Raw genomic sequence first — 18,318 nt, 5'->3', positions numbered from 1 at the left:
GAAGGGGACGAACGATGCCGCTTTTTGAAAGCCCACGCCTGACACGCGCAGCCGACGCTCTCGTTCAAGCTCAGTTCGCGGTGCAGCCTGGTGAAAGTGTGCTGGTTACCGTTGATAGCCACACCGATTCCGCATTGATGGAAGCGGTCGCGAGCGCCGTTGTTCGCGCTGGAGGGAAGCTGCACGTCGCTTTGATTCCTCCCCTACCGTTTCAAGGCGGCCTTTCCGACCCATACGTGGCGGACTCTGTGAAAGCAGCAGCTATCGCTTCGGATGTATGGCTTGATTTCTGCTTTCCCTACCATGCCGGGTCCGGTGCCCATAGCGCCGCCATGGACGCCAAGCGCTGCCGCTATGGACTGCTCGCAATTCCCAATGCCGACAGCCTTGAGCGCCTGTATGGCTGCGTGGATTTTGAATCGATGATGGAATTCAACGTCGCCCTGGCCGAACTGTTCGCTGAAGCAGCTGGCGAGACTGCCCGTTTCACCTGCCCCGCAGGCACCGACGTCAGTTTCACCTTGGATAAACTAAAGACCGTCCGCCAGAAAGTGAGCAACAAAGCAGGCATGCATACGGTGCCGGGCACTCAAAGCGCCTACCCCATCAAGGAAAGCGTGAAGGGCCGGATCGTCATCCAAGCGCTCTTCGATGAGTATTACCGGTGCCTGCGGAAGCCGATAACGATCGAAGCAGACGGCAAGATCCAAAGCATTTCCGGCGGTGCGACTGAAGACATGCCGAGCTTCGACCGCGCACTTCGGCGGGCGAGCGCCGACGGCGACTACGGCTACTTCATTCATTTCACGCTCGGATTTCATCCAGGCACGATGTTGACCGGCCAATGTTTCATTGAAGATATCAGGCTGCCCGGTTCCAACGCTATTGGCATGGGACTGCCCTGGTGGGAGGAAGGCGGCGGTGAGAATCATCCTGACGGTATTGTCTTGGATCAGTCTTTCTGGCTCGGCGACGTGCAGTTGGCCAAGGACGGCGCCATTGTCGGCCCGGCGAAACTCAAAAAGCTACACGACCGAATGTCCCGCCGCCTGGACTGATAGAGCGGGAAGGATAGAGCTATGGCGCGAGAGTCGATCATCATAGTCGGCGGCGGACAAGCTGCAGGCTGCGCCGCGTCGGAATTACGCCAAGTCGGTTTCGACGGTCGGATTACGATCATAGGAGAGGAGGCAGCCGCGCCCTATGAACGTCCGCCCTTGTCCAAAGAGTATTTGGCAGGTGGATTTGACCTTGAGCGGGCCGCAGTGAATCCGCCGAACTTTTACACCGACAATAGTATTGATCTCCTGCTGAATGAGCGCGTAACTCAAATCAACCCGCAAGAACGCAAGGTTGAAACGGCGCAAGGCAAAAGCCTCCCTTTTGACAAGTTACTTATTGCAACCGGATGCCGCGCGCGACGCCTCAATAGTCTGGCGCCAAGCCGTGGCGCAGTGGTTTGCCTCAGAACCGCCGAGGATGCAGGCCAGATTGCAAGGCGGCTACATCCCGGCAAAAGACTACTGCTCATAGGCGGCGGCTTCATCGGATTGGAAGTTGCCGGTGCCGCCCGCGCCAAGGGTTGCGATGTCACAGTACTGGAGGCTGCGGGCGCGCTGCTTTCGCGGGTCATGCCTGCGCCAGCGGCAGCCTTTGTCGAGGCGTTGCATCGCGCTCAGGGCGTTATCATCGAAACCAGCGTCCTTGTCGAAGGCCTTGAGGACCTTGGCGACCGCGCGATCGTCCAGGTCATAGATGGCCGCCGCTTCGAAGCCGATCTCGTCGTGATTGGAATTGGTGCCGTGCCAAACCAGTCACTGGCAGTGGAGGCCGGCGGCGCTTGCCAGGACGGTATCATCGTTGACATGGGCGGGCGGACCTCGATACCAGGCGTTTTCGCGGCAGGCGATGTAACCCGCCGCCACAGTAGCTTCTACAACCAAGCCATAAGGCTGGAGACCTGGGACAACGCCCGACGCCAGGCCCAGGTAACGGCCCGCAACATGATTGGTCAGGAAGCCCTTTACGATGAAGTTCCCTGGATGTGGACCGATCACTACGGACGCAACATCCAAATGCTGGGACTGCCAGCCCTAGCCGATGAGGTTGTAACCCGTGGCGATCCTGAATCCGGCCCCTTCATCGTAATCTCGCGCCGAAACGGCCAAATAGTTGCAGCCACCTTCGTGGATCAGGGGCGAGAGCGGCGCCCCCTTACACGATTGATGCGCGATCGGACGATTGTTCCTGTCGAGGTACTCAGGGATTCGTCGGTGCCCCTAAAAACCCTGGCGGAAAAGTTTTGCGCCTAAGCCGATGAACGACGCGACAGCTTAAGGAATCACGGCATGTTCTATGAGACCGCGACCAATGATCACGGGCTGCCTTACAACCCTCTAAAGGCATGTGTCCTGCCCAGGCCGATCGGTTGGATTTCCACCCTCAACGGCAAAGGTCAGGCTAACTTGGCGCCCTTCAGCTTTTTCAATCTCGTGAGCGAAAGGCCGCCGCTGGTCATTTTCTGCCCCAATGGCCCTCATGCGGAAGGTGGCGAGAAGGACTCTTTGCTGAACCTGCGCGAAAATCCGGAGTTCGTCGTCAATCTGGCAACTTACTCCCTGCGTCACGAGATAAACGCTTCGGCGGCCCCTTGGCAGCGCGATAAGAACGAATTTGAAGCAGCCGGCGTCACTGAAGCGGCATCGGTTCTGGTTTCTCCACCGCGCGTGAAAGAATCGCCGCTCCATCTTGAATGTACGTTGGAACAAATAATCCAACTGCCAGGTGAGGTCGGGGGCGTACCCAACCATATGGTGCTCGGGCGCATACTAGGTGTCCACGTCGACGATGAGATGATTGTGGACGGCCAGGTCCGGCCGGAACGACTGCAAGCCATCAGCCGGCTCGGATACATGGACTACGCCGTCGTCGATAAAATCTTTACCATGCCCCGACCGACCACAGTTTGAACCTCCGCGCAGGCACCGTCAGGACGGTAGGGAGCGTTAGAAGAACGGGGACTCAGAAGCCTAACCCTCGGCTGGTTTGGGGCATACACAATAGCCCGCTTGGATGCGTAAGCCGCCACTCGCGTACCCGAGAACGCAGCCTTATCGCTGTGCGGCGCGAAATCACCGATAACCCTGTTAGAAAAAACTTGGTGTTTTCCGGGAACTGGGAGACTTTATTCATCGTATAATGGAAATACACCACCACCGCGCAATGCTTTTCATATCGGTGGTTTAGGGTACTAAGAGAATTTTATGACCATATTCCGTCAAGTTTTGTTCGGTGTCTTGTTGCTGATGGTGGCGTTCGGCGTCTGGCAAGGTCAACGCTGGAATTCGCCGCCCGCCGACAGCAAACTTCCCAACGCCAACCTCGAAGCCGTCCCGGTGACTTTAGCCACCGTTGCCCCGACAGCAATCGTTGAAGCAATCGAAGCGGTCGGCAGCACACAGGCCCATCAAGCCATCAATATTGTTCCCCTGGCCGATGGGCAGATCATGGAGATCTCCTTTACCCCCGGGTCGCAGGTCGAGGCCGGGCAAGTACTGGTCCGGCTAGACGATGAGGCGGAACGCGCCGAGGTGGAAGAGCTGGAGGCGTATCTGACGAAGAACACCCAAGCCCTGGATCGCGCAAAGCGCCTGCTTGCACGGCAGAACGTTTCTCAAGCCACTGTCGACGATCTGCTCAGTGAACGGGATGCCGCGCTGGCCCGTTTACAGGGTGCCCGAAAGGCGTTGGCCGACCGTGTGGTCCGCGCGCCCTATTCCGGAATCGTGGGATTCAAGGAGTTGGATATCGGCGCCCGGGTTGAGGAGGGACAGATTATCACGACCCTCGACGATCTTTCTGTAATCGACGTCGAGTTTTCGGTCCCGGGAATACAATATACCAAAGTCCGGTTGGGCATGACGGCCCGGATCACGATCGACGCCTTTCCCGGTCGTACTTTCAACGCCATCATCGACCGTATTGATACGAGAATCGGTCAGGCATCACGGGCCTTCCGGGTGCGTGCCACCTTGCCAAACCCCGACATCTTGCTTCCCGCAGGCCTTTTCGTGACCGTTACAGTGGTGGTGGACGAGCGTACAAGTCTGGCAGTTCCAGAAGAGGCCATAGTCGCCGAAGCGAATGGCAGCATCGTCTTCGTCGTGACGGAGAACAAGGTAGAAAGACGCCCCATCTCCGTGGGTGTGCGAACTGGAAACCTGGTGGAGGTGATCAGCGGCGTGAGTGACGGGGAGAGAATTGTACACGAGGGCGTGCAGCGCCTCCGTGACGGCTCATTGGTTCGTGTTTTGGCTTCAGGCGAACAGGGTTAGCGACGGACATGGACTTCAGCGGCTTCTTTATTCGGCGACCGGTTTTTGCACTGGTTATGAGCTTGCTGATGGTCGTCATCGGGCTCGCCGCCATGAGCCGCCTGCCGATCCGCGAGTTGCCTGACGTCGATGCCGCAGTGGTAACGGTCACGACGACCTATACAGGTGCCGCGCCGACTATCGTCGATACCGATATTACCGAAATTGTCGAAGGCGCGGTGGCCGGTGTGCCGGGCGTCCGCACCATCTCCTCCCAAAGCCGCCGAGGTCGGTCACGCACGACGATCGAGTTCGAGAGCGGCGTCTCGGTAGACGATGCCGTCAACGATGTCCGCGATGCCGTGGCAAGAGTTAGAGCAGACCTCCCCGAGGACGTTGATGAGCCGACGATCGCCAAGAGCGATACCAATGCCGACCCGGTCATGCGGTTGAGTCTTGTAAGCGATCGCTTGTCACCCATTGAGCTTACCGACTATGCGCAGCGCTACATCGTTGATCGGCTTGCAACAGTCGACGGTGTCGCCCAGGTGGATATCTATGGCGAAAGGCGGCAGGCCATCCGCATCTGGCTCGACCGCCGTTCACTGGCAGCGAGAAACCTGACGGTCCAAGACGTCGAGACAGCACTACGGCTGGGGAACTTGGAGCTACCGGCAGGTGAACTGGAAAGCGATCTGCGCTTGTTCACCGTTCGCGCCGATACGTTGCTACAAACGCCCAAAGATTTTGCCGACACCGTAATTCGGGTCGTCGATGGTCACCCGATCAAGGTCGGCGACGTGGCGCTTGTCGATATTGGCCCGGAAGATGATGCGTCTGTGGTCCGGGTCGAGGGGCAGCAGGCGATCGGTCTGGCGATCTTGCGCCAGTCCCAGGCCAATACAATCGCCATCTCAAACCGTATCCGAGATGAGCTGGACGCCGTGAGACCAGCATTGCCCGAAGGCATGATCCTCAAGGTTTCTTCCGACGATGCCATTTTCATCAAGAGCTCAATCACCGAAGTCATCATCACCCTGGGTATCGCGGTCATGGTTGTCGTGCTGGTGAATTTCGCGTTTTTGGGTTCGATACGGGCCACTCTCGTCCCGAGCGTTACCATTCCCGTTGCGCTGGTGGGCACATTCATCGGTATTTTGTCACTCGGCTTCTCTATCAACATACTGACGCTGTTGGCGCTCATTCTGGCCATCGGAATCGTTGTCGACGACGCAATCGTTGTACTTGAAAATATCCAACGCCGTGTTGAACTGGGGGAATCTCCTCTTGCCGCCGCGGCCCGAGGCACGCGCCAGGTGACCTTTGCCGTTATCGCAACGTCGTTGACCCTGATTGCCGTTTTTGTCCCCATCTCGTTCATGCAGGGCACCGTTGGCCGTCTTTTTACCGAATTCGGCTTCGTGCTGGCCTGCGCCGTGGCCATCTCGACGGTTGTCGCCTTAACACTCTGTCCGCCTCTGGCAGCCGCGGTGCTGCGTGATGGTCGATCCGAGAGTCGACTGGGTGCCGCTTTGAATAGGCTGTCCAAGGCGTTGGCCGATGCCTACCGCAAGGCGTTATCCATCGCTCTGACCGCGCCCTTGCTGGTGCTATTGGTGGCAGCGGTCTTCGCAGGGACATCCGGGTGGCTTTACGGCCAGCTACCTCGCGAGCTGACCCCTCGTGAAGACAGAGGCATCTTTTTCGTCAGCATAGCGACGCCGCAGGGCTCCAACTTGGCAAACACCGACGCGCAAGTGCGCAAGGTCGAAGAGGCCGTCCAGCCTTTGTTGAAAAGCGGTGAAGCCGTTGGCTTGTTCGCCTTGTCGGGTAGCTGGAACCGTCCCCATCGCGGTTTCATCGTCGTGCGGCTTGCCATATGGGACCAACGTGAGCGTGACGCATCCACCTTGGCGACGGAGATTCGCAAACGACTGGTCGACCTGACCGGTGCCAGAGCAACGCCTGTCGTACCGGTAGGGCTGGGATTGCGCGGCAATCGCACGCCCTTGCGCGTCGTCGTTGGCGGCCCCGAGTACGAGCAGGTCCTGATCTGGGTTGAGGCTATGCTTCGAGAGGCGGAAGCCAATCCCGGGCTGGTGGGACTTGAGATTGACTATGAGAAAAACCAACCGGAACTGACGGTTCGGATGGATCGGTCGAGAGCCGGCGACCTCGGTGTCGATGTTGAAACCGTCGGTCGAACGCTGCAGACCATGCTGGCTTCGCGCGAAGTCACCCGGTTTGTCGATCGTGGCAGGGAGTATCCGGTCATCTTGCAGTCGAAGCCGACTGACCGGCGGACTCCGTCCGACATCGCCAATCTTTTTGTTCGCGCCCAGCCAAGCGGCCTTTTGACACCTCTCGATTCACTGGTGACCTTGAGCGAAACCGCCAGCGCTCCGGAGCTGAACCGTTATGCGAGACTGCCGTCTATCACCATCGAGAGCGCCTTGGCACCGGGTTATGACATGGGCTCCGCGATAGATTACATGCGTTCGTTGGCGCAGAAGACCCTGCCACCTGAGGCTCGGTTGTCCTTCGCCGGGCAATCAAAGGAGTTCCTCGACACATCCAGCGGTGTCGCTTTTACCTTTGTGTTGGCCCTGGTCATTGTCTATCTGGTTCTCGCCGCGCAGTTTGAAAGCTTCATTCATCCACTGATCATCATGTTGTCGGTTCCCCTGGCCGTTTCCGGTGCACTTCTTTCTTTGTGGATTACAGGCAACTCTCTCAACGTCTACAGCCAGATCGGCATCATTCTGTTGATCGGGCTGATGGCTAAGAACGGTATTTTGATCGTGGAGTTCGCCAATCAGCTTCGCGATGAAGGTCAATCCGTCCGCGAAGCCATTCTGAATGGTGCGAGTTTGCGTTTGCGCCCCGTTTTAATGACGGTTGTCTCGACGATTTTGGGCGCCGTTCCTTTGGCATTGGCCAGTGGCGCAGGTGCCGAGAGCCGAGAGGTCATTGGTATCGTGGTGATCGGCGGCTTAGGATTGGCATCCGTTTTGACATTATTCCTGACGCCTGTCCTTTACGATCTGTTGGCGCCGTTCGCCCGCCCCTCCGGTGCTGCCGGACGGGCCCTGGATGCCGCTTTGAACCAAAGTGAAGTGCCATCCTTAACGAAGCCGGCAGAATAAGCGGCTGTTAAAACACAACAAGATTACGCTGGCGATGCGGGCTTCATGGCAAGCGTTCATCTGCCATTGGGCGGGTTTTGGCAGACCGACGACGCGGTCAAGAGAGTCCTCGTGCCCAACCCCCTTAGAAAAGGGTAAGACCTGAACCAAGGAGTCATCATCGATTCCAGCGAAACCCGCGCCTGCGATCAAGTAGCAGGTTGCTGCTACCCCGCCCGACTTTGGGTAGTGTCTAACCTTTAAGAAGCACGGATTGTGAGATCACGATGAGCGAAACAGCGGAGCCCCAATCAAGGCCGTCAACGGACCCTTTGTTCCAACCGCTGCGGATCAAGCACGTCCTCTTCCGTAACCGGTTCATGAGCACAAGCCATGCCTGCGGGCTCGAGGACGGAGGGTTTCCAACCGAGCGCTATCAGACCTACCACGAAGCAAAGGCTCAAGGCGGCCTTGCGCTGACGATGTTCGGCGGCTCTTCCAATGTTGCACCTGATTCGCCGAACATCTTCAGGCAGCTCAACGTGGGTACCGATGAGATAATTCCGCACCTCCAGCAGTTTTCCGAGCGCATCCATCGTACCGGTGCAACGCTGATGTGCCAGATCACTCATCTGGGCAGACGCGGCGACCCCTATACACAGGATTGGCTGTCGACCATTGCGCCCTCGCCGATTCGCGAGACACTGCACCGCAGCTTCCCGAAGGAGATGGACGAGTACGATATTGACCGGGTGGTAAAGGCTTATGCTGCCGCCGCGCTCCGATGCAAGGAGGGCGGTCTGGACGGCATTGAAACCCTGACCGGCGCGCACTTGCTCGGTCAATTTCTGTCACCGAAAACCAACAAGCGCACGGACCGTTTCGGGGGCTCGTTCGAGAACCGTTGCCGCTTCCCGTTGATGGTCCATCAAGCCATTCGAAAAGCGACAGGCGATGATTTCCTGGTCGGCATGCGCTTCACCGTGGACGAGGGTATCGATGGAGAACTGACGGCCGACGAATGCATCAAGATGGGCCAGTTCTTCGAACAGAACGGCTGCGTCGATTTCTTCAATGCGATCTATGGCAGCATGGATACCGAGCGTGGCCTTGCCTATGAGAATATGCCGGGCATGGATTCCAAGATTGCGCCCTGGGTCGAACCCGTCGGGCATTTCAAACGCGCCGTGGGCGTTCCTGTGTTCCATGCCGCACGCATCGCCGACATCCATTCCGCGCGCTATGCCATTGCGGAAGGACATCTGGACATGGCCGGAATGACCCGCGCCCAGATTGCCGACCCGCAGATGGTGACCAAACTGCGAGAAGGGAGAGAGAGTGAAATACGGCCCTGCGTTGGCGCAACGCACTGCATGTCCGGCTACCGCCCATCATGTCTGCATAATCCGGCGACCGGCCGTGAAATCATCTTGCCCCACATCATCACACGGTCCAAGCAAGCAGAACGGCGCATTGTGGTGGTCGGCGGCGGCCCCGCCGGGCTAGAAGCAGCGCGTGTCTGCGCCGAACGCGGACACCAAGTCAGCCTTCATGAAGCGGCGGCCAACCTGGGCGGCCAGGTTCTCCTGGGAACGCGCGGCGTCTGGCGGCGCGATTTGATTGGCCTGATCGACTGGCGGGCTATGGAACTGGAGCGCCTGGGCGTCCAAGTTCACACCAACAGCTACATGGAGGCAGAAGATGTCATCGCACTTCAGCCCGATGTAGTGATCGTCGCAACCGGCGGCATGCCTGACATTGACTGGATCGACGGCGCCGTGCATTGCACCACCGCCTGGGACATCATTTCGGGTCAAATACCCGCACGTAACGAGGTCTTGGTCTTCGACGGCACCGGGCGACACCCTGCCCCTCAAGTCGCCACCCAGATTGCCCGTGACGGTAAGACTGTTACCTTTGCCTCAATCGACGGACACTTGGCTGCCGAACTAACCTACGCCGAGCGGATCGCCTGGAAACGGCGCCTTTACGAGCACAGGGTGACGACCTTATTTGATCACCGGCTGGTTCGCGTGGAGCCTGTCGGCAACCGTCTGGCAGTGACGCTCGCAAACGATGCCACGCTCGACGAGCAGGTTGTCCAAACGGACCAAGTCGTTGTGGAGCACGGAACCGTGCCGATGGACGACGTCTATAAGGCGTTGCGCGGGCAGGCACGCAATGCAGGCGTCACCGATATCGACGCCCTGCTCGCCGTTGTACCGCAACCCTGTACTCTAAATCCCGAAGGAACCTTCGAGCTTCATCGCATCGGCGATGCGGTTTCCAGCCGGAACATTCACGCCGCGATTTATGATGCCTTGCGTTTGTGCGTGGCGATGTAACAGGCAGCTATAGGGTGCCTTAGAAAAGAAGCAACAAAGACCGTCTATCGGGCCGGTGCCAGAGCGAAGCGCTCGACCGCTTTCGGGTCAAATGTAAATCCCGTCCCGGGGCGGTGCGGAATGATTAATGCACCATCCTGTAGTTCCAGTGTCTCGCGGAACAAAGGCGCATGCCAAGGCATGTGCTCGACCGAGATACAGTTCGGCGCGGCGCCGGCGATAGACAGGCTATGCTCCGTGAAGATGTGCGTGGAGATCGGCAGGTTGAAAGAGTCCGCCAGCGCGGCCGCGCGCAGCATCTCCGTGAGGCCACCGATACGCTGCAGATCCGGCATCAGCACATCGGCGGATCGGGTTTCGATCGTGCTTCGTATTCCCTGCTTGGTGTACTCCGTTTCACCGGAGGCTACCGGTATATCCAGTCTTTCGCGCACCAGCGCCTGCCCTTCGCGGTCATAAGCCGCGACGGGTTCTTCGAACCAGACAATATCGAACGGCTCCAGCAAACGCCCCAGTTGGATCGCCTGTTTGGGACGATAGGCCTGGTTCGCATCGACCAGCAGTTTGACCTCCGGTCCAATCACCTCACGAACCCGCCGAACCCTTTCCACGTCCTTGCGAAGGTCGCCGTTGCCAACGCGCATCTTCATCGCCCGGAACCCCTGATCGAGCAAGGCCGCCGCCTCGACCACCAGATCATCAATCGAGTAAGAAAGCCACAGGCCGCCGCTGGCATAGGTTTCGATACGGTCCCTACAGGCACCAAAAAGATGATGCAGCGGTCGGTCGGCGGCTTTTCCGATCAGGTCCCAACACGCAGTATCCAACGTTGATAAAGCCGCGATTGTGACCCCCTGGTGGCCGGTCGGGTTTATCTCCCTCCAGATGTCCTGCCAGATAGCCTCGACGTAATGCGGATCTCGGCCTTCAACCGTACTTGCGAAGCCGTACAGCATTTCGTCGAAGGCCTTGAGCCGGACACCGTTGATGGTAAAGAGATAGCTTTCGCCCACCAAGCCTTGGTCCGTTTCCAGGCTTACCAGCAGACATCCTACAGACTCGATGCGATGAATCGCCGTTGCTATGGGGCGGTCGAGTGGAACGCTAACCGGCCTTGTTCTTAGTCGCGTGATCTTCATCGTGGGAGTGTCCCTTAGAGATGCGAACGGAGCGCTGTGAGACAGTGGGTGTTAGATCAATCAGCTGGCGCGCTCAACTGCGAGCGTATTCACCATGCGATCGGCTGCGCCTGATTGAATTCGGTGAGAAGCCGAACTCGTTGACGAAGCTGTGTCCGAAATGCGACGGCGATACGAAGCCCGCAGCATAGGCCACCTCGGTAACCGACATGTTGCCGCTCATCAACAGACTATAAGCCGTTTGCAGCCTAATCTCGCGGTAAACTTTCTGTGGCGGCTTTCCGAGATAAGAGCGAAAAAGCCGCTCCATCTGGCGCCGCGACGTCCCGACCCGGCGCGCCAGATCGTCCAGTTGAACCGGGCTTTCGACAGTCTCGTGCATGATCTGGATTGCATCATTCACCTGCCTGCCTCGCGGATGGCCGACAATATAGCTGGCCAGCGGAATTTGATCCGAGGTGTGTAGTGAGTCGACGGAAAAGCGACCTGCGAGCTCTCGTTCCATAACCTGCCCCGGCTCTTCACGACAAGCCAGCAGGACTTTATTGATTGCCGCCAACGCGCAGGTACCCGCCAAAGACGACACGATGCGCTTGTCCGTGCACAGGAACCGCGCCTTTGCCCGCACTTTTGGAAAAAACTCTCGAAACGCCGGCAGGATGCGCCAATGAACGGCGCAGCTGCGATTGTCCAATAGACCCGCGCGTGCTGCGAGGAAGGAGGAAGCACCGATCAGACAAAGCTGGGCGCCTTGCCGATTGGCAACTCTCAAATAACTGATCAGTCGTTTGTCCTGATAGGCGGGCCGGTCCTCAGTATCGCCCGGAATGATCACGATATCCGGTTGGTTGCCGGACTCAAAGCCGATGGACTCCACACTTACCGTGCTCACTGAGACCCCACAGCTACTCGCTACGCTACCCGCGCTTTCGGAAATGACCCGCTTGAGAATACGCGGACAACGTTCCGTTGATCCGGCGACAGCAAGGGCTTCCATGACAATTCCGAACTCGGCCAGCGAGAAACCCGATGGAAGCAGAATATCGACCCGCAACGCCTCGGAGGTCACTCCGCCTCGTTGCGCAATATCGGCACGTTGGGCATCCAATGGACGTTCGCGAGAGTAAGAACAGGGGGCATCCCGGAGATCCATCTCCGCCAAAGCCAGTGCAGCCTGCCCCCTCATGATTTGCCTCCAATGAAAGCCGCTCGTTCAGAATTCTTTGTGCCGATCTGCAAGGTTCACTCTCCAGCTCAGGCTTATTGGGCAAGTTGTCTCAAACGACTCTCAGATAATATATTCTTATCATTTCCGTTATAAACGTTGAAAATTGCAGCGGTTATGATAATTCAAACTTACCCATAACCTCAAAGAATGGTTGCTCGCCCGCTTGCATCACTGCTTGAAATGAATCCAAGGCCCCTACCGGCGCCAAGTTATGAGTGCAACGAGCGAAGGACTGTACTAGCTGACCGAAAAAACCAGCCGGGACGGTAATGCCCCGGCTGGTTCTCGTCAGAATGCTTAGTTGGTAACTGCTGCCGCCTCAGCAATCCAGGCATCAAACTGGGCCTGGTTCTGCGCGATCCAATCCTTCGCATGACCGAAAATCTGCTCAGGAGCGTCCTCACCTTGGTGTTGGAGGTTGTTCTCAGCACTCACGTCAGCGATGGGAATCTCAAGCAACTCGAACAAACGACGAGCGGCCGGGTTCTCCGCAAGGAACTCGTTGTTCGCCAACACGCGAATGCTGTTGACGCCAAAGCCCGGATTGCGTCCATCCGGCAAGGCCGTATCCGCATTCTCCTGACCCGGCAGTGACGAGAATGGCACGTTCAGCTGCACGACATCATCGCCCGGCTTCAAAATAGAGCCGACCCAAGTCGGGGACCAGGTATAGAAAAAGATCGACTCGCCGCCTTGATAGCGGGTGATCGTATCCGCAATGAGCGCAAAGTAGCTGCCCTGATCGTGGTTGATCGACCCACGCAGATCAAAGGCATCCAGTTGATGCTCAATGACCCGCTCACAACCCCAACCCGGGTTGCAGCCGGTTAGATTGGCTTTCCCATCGCCATTGGTGTCAAACAACGCGGCGATTTTGGGGTCGCTGAACCGACCGATGTTGTCGATCCCATGCTCGTTCGCCGTCTTCTTGTCGATAAAGTAGCCCTGACCTGCCCCCGAAATAAGGTGACCTACCCTTGTCATTTTCTCATCGCCGCCGGCCTGATCGAAAAATTTCTGGTGAAGAGGGTCCCAATGCCCGGCTGTGTAGTCGGCGTCACCCTGGGCGACGGAAAGATGGATAGCCGGATACTCGGCCTCGAGATGCGGCTTCACTTCGTACCCGAGTTTCTCTAGGGCAATTTGTACCACCGCATGATAGAAAACGTGACCCGACTGACCTGTGGTCATCGGTTGCACGACCTTGCCTTCGCCGGGCATACCGGCGTGCGCGGCGGTGCTGCCGAGCACTAACACGGAAGCAGCGATCGCGGCTGCTCCGAAGAGCATTTCAACTCTCTTCCTCAAGACGAACATTGTCTCTCCCTTTCCTATGATGGCCGACCCATTTGCCTTTCTGACGCAATCGCGGCTTTGGGTCCTGTTAAACCGAAGCTCTTGCCCCGTCCTTAATCGGAATGGAAAGGATTATCTGCTGCTGAAAAGCGGTAAACGGCACAAATCCTATCTATTTGGTTAAGTACTACTTACGCAACACGCGGGATACGCAACCTAGGATGACGCGGCCACCGAGGAATCTTTTCGGAGTGCCTTCGATTTCACGAAACGGCGCAGCAAACCAACCGGGCCAGTTTCATACCAATTGCGCCGGCCCCGGTCTCGTCTGGTTTGTCCAAACCCTTGGGAAATGCGATCAACGACGATCGCGATGAGCACAATTCCAAGTCCGCCGGTGGTCGCCAGAGATATGTCAAGACGGCCAATTCCGCGCAAAACCATTTGCCCCAAGCCCGTCACCGAGATCATCGAAGCGATGACGCTCATGGCAAGGGACATCATGACTGTCTGGTTTACACCGGTCATGATTGTCGGCAGAGCAAGCGGAAGCTGCACTTTCATCAGTGTTTGGCGGGGGCTGCCTCCGAAAGCCACCGACGCCTCGACCAAGTCATAACGAACCTGTCTGATACCAAGATTTGTCAGGCGAACTACCGGTGCCAGGGCGTAGATGATAGTCACAATAACACCCGGAACATTGCCAATGCCGAAAAGCATGACGATTGGCACGAGATAAACGAAAGACGGTATCGTCTGCATGAAATCGAGGGCCGGTCTCAGCACCCTGTTGAAGGCGTCGCTGCGGGCCGCGAAGATTCCCAGCGGTATGCCAATTGCGGTGCAAAAAATAACCGACGTCAGCACGATCGCGAGTGTTGTCATGGCGTTGCCCCAAGCACCGATTGATCCAATCAGCGCGAGGCAGAAAACGACCAAAAATCCTATGCGCAGTCCGGCGACCTGCCAGGCGAGCAGGAACAAAGCCGCGATCGTGACTGTTGAGGGTGTTCCTCGCAAACCTTGCTCGAGAGTCGTCAGCACCGCATTGATCGGTTGCTTCATGGCTTGAAAGAAGTCGCGAAACTCGCCAACCACCCACTGCAGCCCGTTTTCGGTCCAGTCCCCCACGGGAAGAAATCCGGTCCCGAACGGGTTTAAAAGATCGAAGTGTTCCATATCAGCCTCCCCACTGTGGCTGGTCAATTCGCCTCAACCGAGACGATCCTTCATCGCTGATAGCAAGGCGACCGGTTCAATTCTGCCGATCACCCCCTCGCCATCGCGCACACCGATCGGACCTTTGGCGATCTGCACCGCATCAATGATTTGATCGAGGTTCGCGGTCGGCAAGACATAGGTCGAAAGTTCCATGTCGTTCGGCGCTGGCGCTACATCGGCCAATCTTGTCATCACGCTTTCGGCGGTTATGAAGCGAACCTGCGACATGGTGCGAACGAATTCGGCAACGTAGTCATTGCTTGGGTTGAGGATGATTTCCTGCGGTGTTCCAAGCTGAACGATCACACCGTCCTTCATGATCGCAACACGATCACCAAGCCTGATGGCCTCTTCCAAGTCATGGGTGATAAAGAGTGTCGTCTTCTTCATGGTTGAAGACAATTCGAGGAACTGGCCCTGCAGCTCATTCCTAATCAAGGGATCGAGCGCGCTGAAGGGTTCGTCCATGAGCAGGATATCGGGATCGGACGCCAAGGCTCTCGCCAAGCCAACGCGCTGCTGCATTCCTCCTGACAACTCGTCTGGATAGTGACTCTCCCAGCCCTGCAGTTTCACTTGCTCAAGCGCTTGAGCAGCAACGGCGCGCCGCTTACGTTTGCCTACGCCCTGCACTTCAAGGCCATAGGCCACATTGTCCTGAATGGTGCGATGCGGCCAGAGGGCCATGTGTTGGAAAACCATGCCGATGGTCTTCGACCGCAGCCGCGCAATGCCCGCACGGTCCAACAACGAGATATCGACGCCACCGACCATGATTTTCCCGGCAGTCGGATCAATCAGCCGGTTTACATGCCGAAGTAGTGTTGATTTACCGCTCCCCGAAAGACCCATGATGCAAAATAGTTCGCCACGGCGAATCTGCAGCGAGGCGTTCGACACGCCAATGACGCTGTTAAAGCGCTGCTGCGCCTCTTCCTTGCCCAATCCTTCACTACGAATTGCTTGTAGCGCAGCTTCCGGATTTGGACCGAATATCTTCCAAACCCCCTCGCATTCAATTTGCCAGTCCATCAAACCTCCTCGCTAAGTCTGTCCCTCCCAACGTAGAATACACGGGGCACCTGCGGCACTCATTCGTACCCGTCGGGTATTTCCGTTCTGCGCTTTCCGATAAACTCTTGAAGGGCTTCGTCCACGGCCTCGTCGATTGGTGGCGGACTGTAGTCATTTAGTGTGTTTCGAGCAATGTCCGTGGCCCGTTGCAGCGCGTCGCGCTGACCCTCCTCTTCCCATTGCTCGTATGTGCTCAGATCTGCCGTCTGCGGCGAGTAGAAGGCTGTTTCATAATGGGCCAGTGTATGGCCGCAGCCCAGAAAATGCCCCCCGGCCCCCACTTCGGAAATGGCATCCAAGGCAAAATCGTCTTCTGTCAGCGAAACCCCACTGGCCAATCGCTGGAGAACGGTCAACTGATCCGCGTCCAGCATGAACTTAGCGTAAGATGCTGAAAGCCCGCTCTCTAGCCATCCCGCCGAGTGCAAGAAGAAGTTGCCGCCTGCGAGAATTGCCGGAAGCATGGTTTGTGCTGACTCGTAGGCGGCCTGGGTGTCGACCGCTTTGGAACCGTTGCGCATGCCGCCTGTGCGCATCGGCACACCATACTTTCTTGCGAGCTGTCCGGTCAGGAAGGTCAGCACCTGCGTTTCCGAGGTACCGTACATCGGCGCGCCCGTACGCATCGAAACCGTCGAGAGTGTCGCGCCGTAGATTACGGGAGCGCCCGGCCGAATGATTTGAGCATAGGCGATGCCGGCCAGCGCTTCCGCGTTCAACTGTGCAAAGGCGCCTGCCGTCGTGACGGGCGTGTTGGCGCCTTGCATGATGAACGGACTGATAAGACAGGCCTGATTTGCGGCGGCATAGACCCGTATAACAGACAGCATTGTCTCATCCCACACCAACGGTGAATTACAGTTGGTTAGTGACGTCATTACGGTGTTTTGCTCCAGGAACTCCTTGCCGAAGAGAATCTCGCACATAGCCACGCAGTCGGCTGCGCGGGCCGGCGACGTCACGCCGCCCATGAAGGGCTTATCCGATAGCGTCATATGGGCGTAGAGCATATCGAGGTGACGGCTGGCAACCGGAACGTCCGTTGGTTCGCATACCGTCCCACCCGAGACATTCAGCGACGGAACCATATAGGCCAGCTTTACGAAATTCCGAAAATCCTCAAGGCAGGCATAACGCCGCTCACCGGAAAGGTCACGGACGTAGGGAGAACCGTAGATCGGCGCAAAGGCCATACCGCGCCCACCGATCTTCACCGATCTGCGTGGGTTCCTGGCATGGTGTATGTATTCGCTGGGCGCCTTGCTCACAAGGTCGAGGAGAAGCGTGCGGTCAATGCGAACATTAGCGCCCTTCACATCGGCGCCAACACGCCGCCAATCCGCCAAAGCGATTTCGTCGCGAAACTCTATCCCCTGATTTTCCAGGATCTGCATCGAGTTCTCGTGGATCAACTCGACACTTTCCTCGGGCACCAAGTCATAGGTGGGGATGCGTCTGTCCGAGATGGAGGTCAGAATACCTGGCGCACGGCTGGCCGAGCCCCGTTGCCGCCTGCTTTCTCGAAGACTGACCCGCTTGCCGCTCATATTCAATTCCTGACGTTCGTTGCCCAACCATAACGCCCGACGTTAGAAAGCAAGGGCCTTAGCCGCAACTTGTGAAATCCTGAACGGCAGCGTAAGTTGAGCTTTATGCAAAGACTCCGATTTAAGCTCCCTCCGCCGAATTACCTGATCACGTTCGAAGCAGCAGCGCGACACTTGAGCTTTACGCGGGCCGCTGAGGAACTGAACGTTACGCGCGTGGCTGTGAGCCAACAGATAAAAGCGCTGGAAAGCTATCTGGGCGTGCTTTTGTTTTTGCGCCTTCACCGAACGCTTCGCTTGACGCGGGCCGGGGAACGCTATTTTGAGACCGTATCTTTTGCGCTTGAGCGCATCCTTAAAGGCACCAACGAGATCCGCCGCGAGGATTCCAAGAACACCATTACTATTACATCAAGTGCCGGCTTCTCATCGCTTTGGTTGCTGCCGAAGATTGGGCAGTTCAGGCAGGAGCATCCCGAAATCGAAATGCGGTTCCTGGTCTCCGATACGGATCTCAATCTGACAAATGAAGGCGTCGATGTCGCGATCCGCTACGGCGCCGTCGAGGCTGTGGGCCTCGACCTCACCTTTTTGGTGCAAGAGTATATTTTCCCCACAGCGGCCAAGGTCTTCGCAGAGAAGCTGCCGCCGATCAATCATCCGGCCGAACTCCTGGCGCTCCCACTTATCCATTTAGAAGGCAAGTACGACATTCAGACTACCTGGCTGCATTGGTTCAAAGAGCAGGGCGTGAAAGTGGATAAACTGCCCAGGGGGATCACAGTCAATACTTACAACAACGTCGTCCAAACCGCCCTTGATGGACAGGGGGTGGCCTTGATAGGCCCGCCCCTGATGCAACGCTATTTGAACGATGGCAGCTTGGTCCGCATCATTGATGCGCCCCCGATCAAGCGCAGAGCGTTCTTTCTCGCGGTGCCGAAGGAGCACGAGCCATCTCATGCAACCAAGCTGTTCAATGCCTGGATTATCGAGCAGTTCTCGAAGCAAGAGTGCCAGTAACAGGCGA

Annotated in this window: 13 protein-coding genes; 7 read left to right on the top strand and 6 right to left on the bottom strand. The window is 57.3% G+C overall.

Features of this window, described 5'->3' with window-relative positions; translation table 11 throughout:
- Positions 1 to 14: 14 nt before the first annotated feature.
- From FHR98_RS02870 to FHR98_RS02845, 6 genes are all read left to right on the top strand, one after another.
- Positions 15 to 1,058, top strand: coding sequence for a 2,5-dihydroxypyridine 5,6-dioxygenase NicX family protein (locus tag FHR98_RS02870; protein ID WP_183415102.1), 1,044 nt, complete (start codon positions 15 to 17; stop codon positions 1,056 to 1,058).
- A gap of 21 nt (positions 1,059 to 1,079) precedes the next feature.
- A complete protein-coding gene (locus tag FHR98_RS02865) occupies positions 1,080 to 2,312 on the top strand; it encodes an NAD(P)/FAD-dependent oxidoreductase (protein ID WP_183415101.1) in 1,233 nt (410 codons plus the stop codon).
- Positions 2,313 to 2,348: 36 nt separating this feature from the next.
- Positions 2,349 to 2,969 carry a flavin reductase family protein gene (locus tag FHR98_RS02860; RefSeq protein WP_183415100.1) on the top strand — a complete coding sequence of 207 codons (621 nt, stop codon included), beginning with the start codon at positions 2,349 to 2,351 and terminating at the stop codon, positions 2,967 to 2,969.
- A gap of 294 nt (positions 2,970 to 3,263) precedes the next feature.
- A complete protein-coding gene (locus FHR98_RS02855; RefSeq protein WP_183415099.1) occupies positions 3,264 to 4,334 on the top strand; it encodes an efflux RND transporter periplasmic adaptor subunit in 1,071 nt (356 codons plus the stop codon).
- 8 nt (positions 4,335 to 4,342) lie between these two features.
- The gene (locus FHR98_RS02850; RefSeq protein WP_183415098.1) at positions 4,343 to 7,459 is read left to right on the top strand and encodes an efflux RND transporter permease subunit; all 3,117 of its coding nucleotides are present in this window, start codon (positions 4,343 to 4,345) and stop codon (positions 7,457 to 7,459) included.
- A 266-nt stretch (positions 7,460 to 7,725) separates the two neighbouring features.
- Complete coding sequence (locus FHR98_RS02845) at positions 7,726 to 9,783, top strand: NADH:flavin oxidoreductase (protein WP_183415097.1); 2,058 nt, start codon at positions 7,726 to 7,728, stop codon at positions 9,781 to 9,783.
- Between the two features lie 44 nt (positions 9,784 to 9,827).
- On the opposite strand, the gene FHR98_RS02840 is transcribed toward FHR98_RS02845, so the two are convergent.
- The 6 genes from FHR98_RS02840 to FHR98_RS02815 form a co-directional block, all read right to left on the bottom strand.
- Positions 9,828 to 10,922: a mandelate racemase/muconate lactonizing enzyme family protein gene (locus FHR98_RS02840; protein WP_183415096.1), complete on the bottom strand. Its 1,095-nt coding sequence runs from the start codon at positions 10,920 to 10,922 to the stop codon at positions 9,828 to 9,830.
- 73 nt (positions 10,923 to 10,995) lie between these two features.
- Positions 10,996 to 12,108: a GlxA family transcriptional regulator gene (locus tag FHR98_RS02835; RefSeq protein ID WP_183415095.1), complete on the bottom strand. Its 1,113-nt coding sequence runs from the start codon at positions 12,106 to 12,108 to the stop codon at positions 10,996 to 10,998.
- Between the two features lie 339 nt (positions 12,109 to 12,447).
- Positions 12,448 to 13,440: a glycine betaine/L-proline ABC transporter substrate-binding protein ProX gene (proX, locus tag FHR98_RS02830; protein ID WP_221205684.1), complete on the bottom strand. Its 993-nt coding sequence runs from the start codon at positions 13,438 to 13,440 to the stop codon at positions 12,448 to 12,450.
- A 222-nt stretch (positions 13,441 to 13,662) separates the two neighbouring features.
- A complete protein-coding gene (locus FHR98_RS02825; RefSeq protein ID WP_183415093.1) occupies positions 13,663 to 14,625 on the bottom strand; it encodes an ABC transporter permease subunit in 963 nt (320 codons plus the stop codon).
- A gap of 33 nt (positions 14,626 to 14,658) precedes the next feature.
- A complete protein-coding gene (locus FHR98_RS02820) occupies positions 14,659 to 15,699 on the bottom strand; it encodes a quaternary amine ABC transporter ATP-binding protein (RefSeq protein ID WP_183415092.1) in 1,041 nt (346 codons plus the stop codon).
- 59 nt (positions 15,700 to 15,758) lie between these two features.
- On the bottom strand, positions 15,759 to 17,288 hold the full coding sequence (locus FHR98_RS02815; protein ID WP_183415091.1) for a trimethylamine methyltransferase family protein: 1,530 nt from the start codon (positions 17,286 to 17,288) through the stop codon (positions 15,759 to 15,761).
- Positions 17,289 to 17,393: 105 nt separating this feature from the next.
- On the opposite strand from FHR98_RS02815, the gene FHR98_RS02810 reads away from it, so the two are divergent.
- The gene (locus FHR98_RS02810; RefSeq protein WP_281369907.1) at positions 17,394 to 18,311 is read left to right on the top strand and encodes a LysR substrate-binding domain-containing protein; all 918 of its coding nucleotides are present in this window, start codon (positions 17,394 to 17,396) and stop codon (positions 18,309 to 18,311) included.
- The last annotated feature ends 7 nt before the right edge of the window (positions 18,312 to 18,318 follow it).

The sequence above is a fragment of the Limibacillus halophilus genome (assembly GCF_014191775.1).
In the GTDB taxonomy this organism is placed as follows: Bacteria; Pseudomonadota; Alphaproteobacteria; order Kiloniellales; family CECT-8803; genus Limibacillus; species Limibacillus halophilus.
The sequence above is the reverse complement of the archived record's forward strand: the minus strand, read 5'-3'. Positions and strand labels throughout refer to the sequence as shown.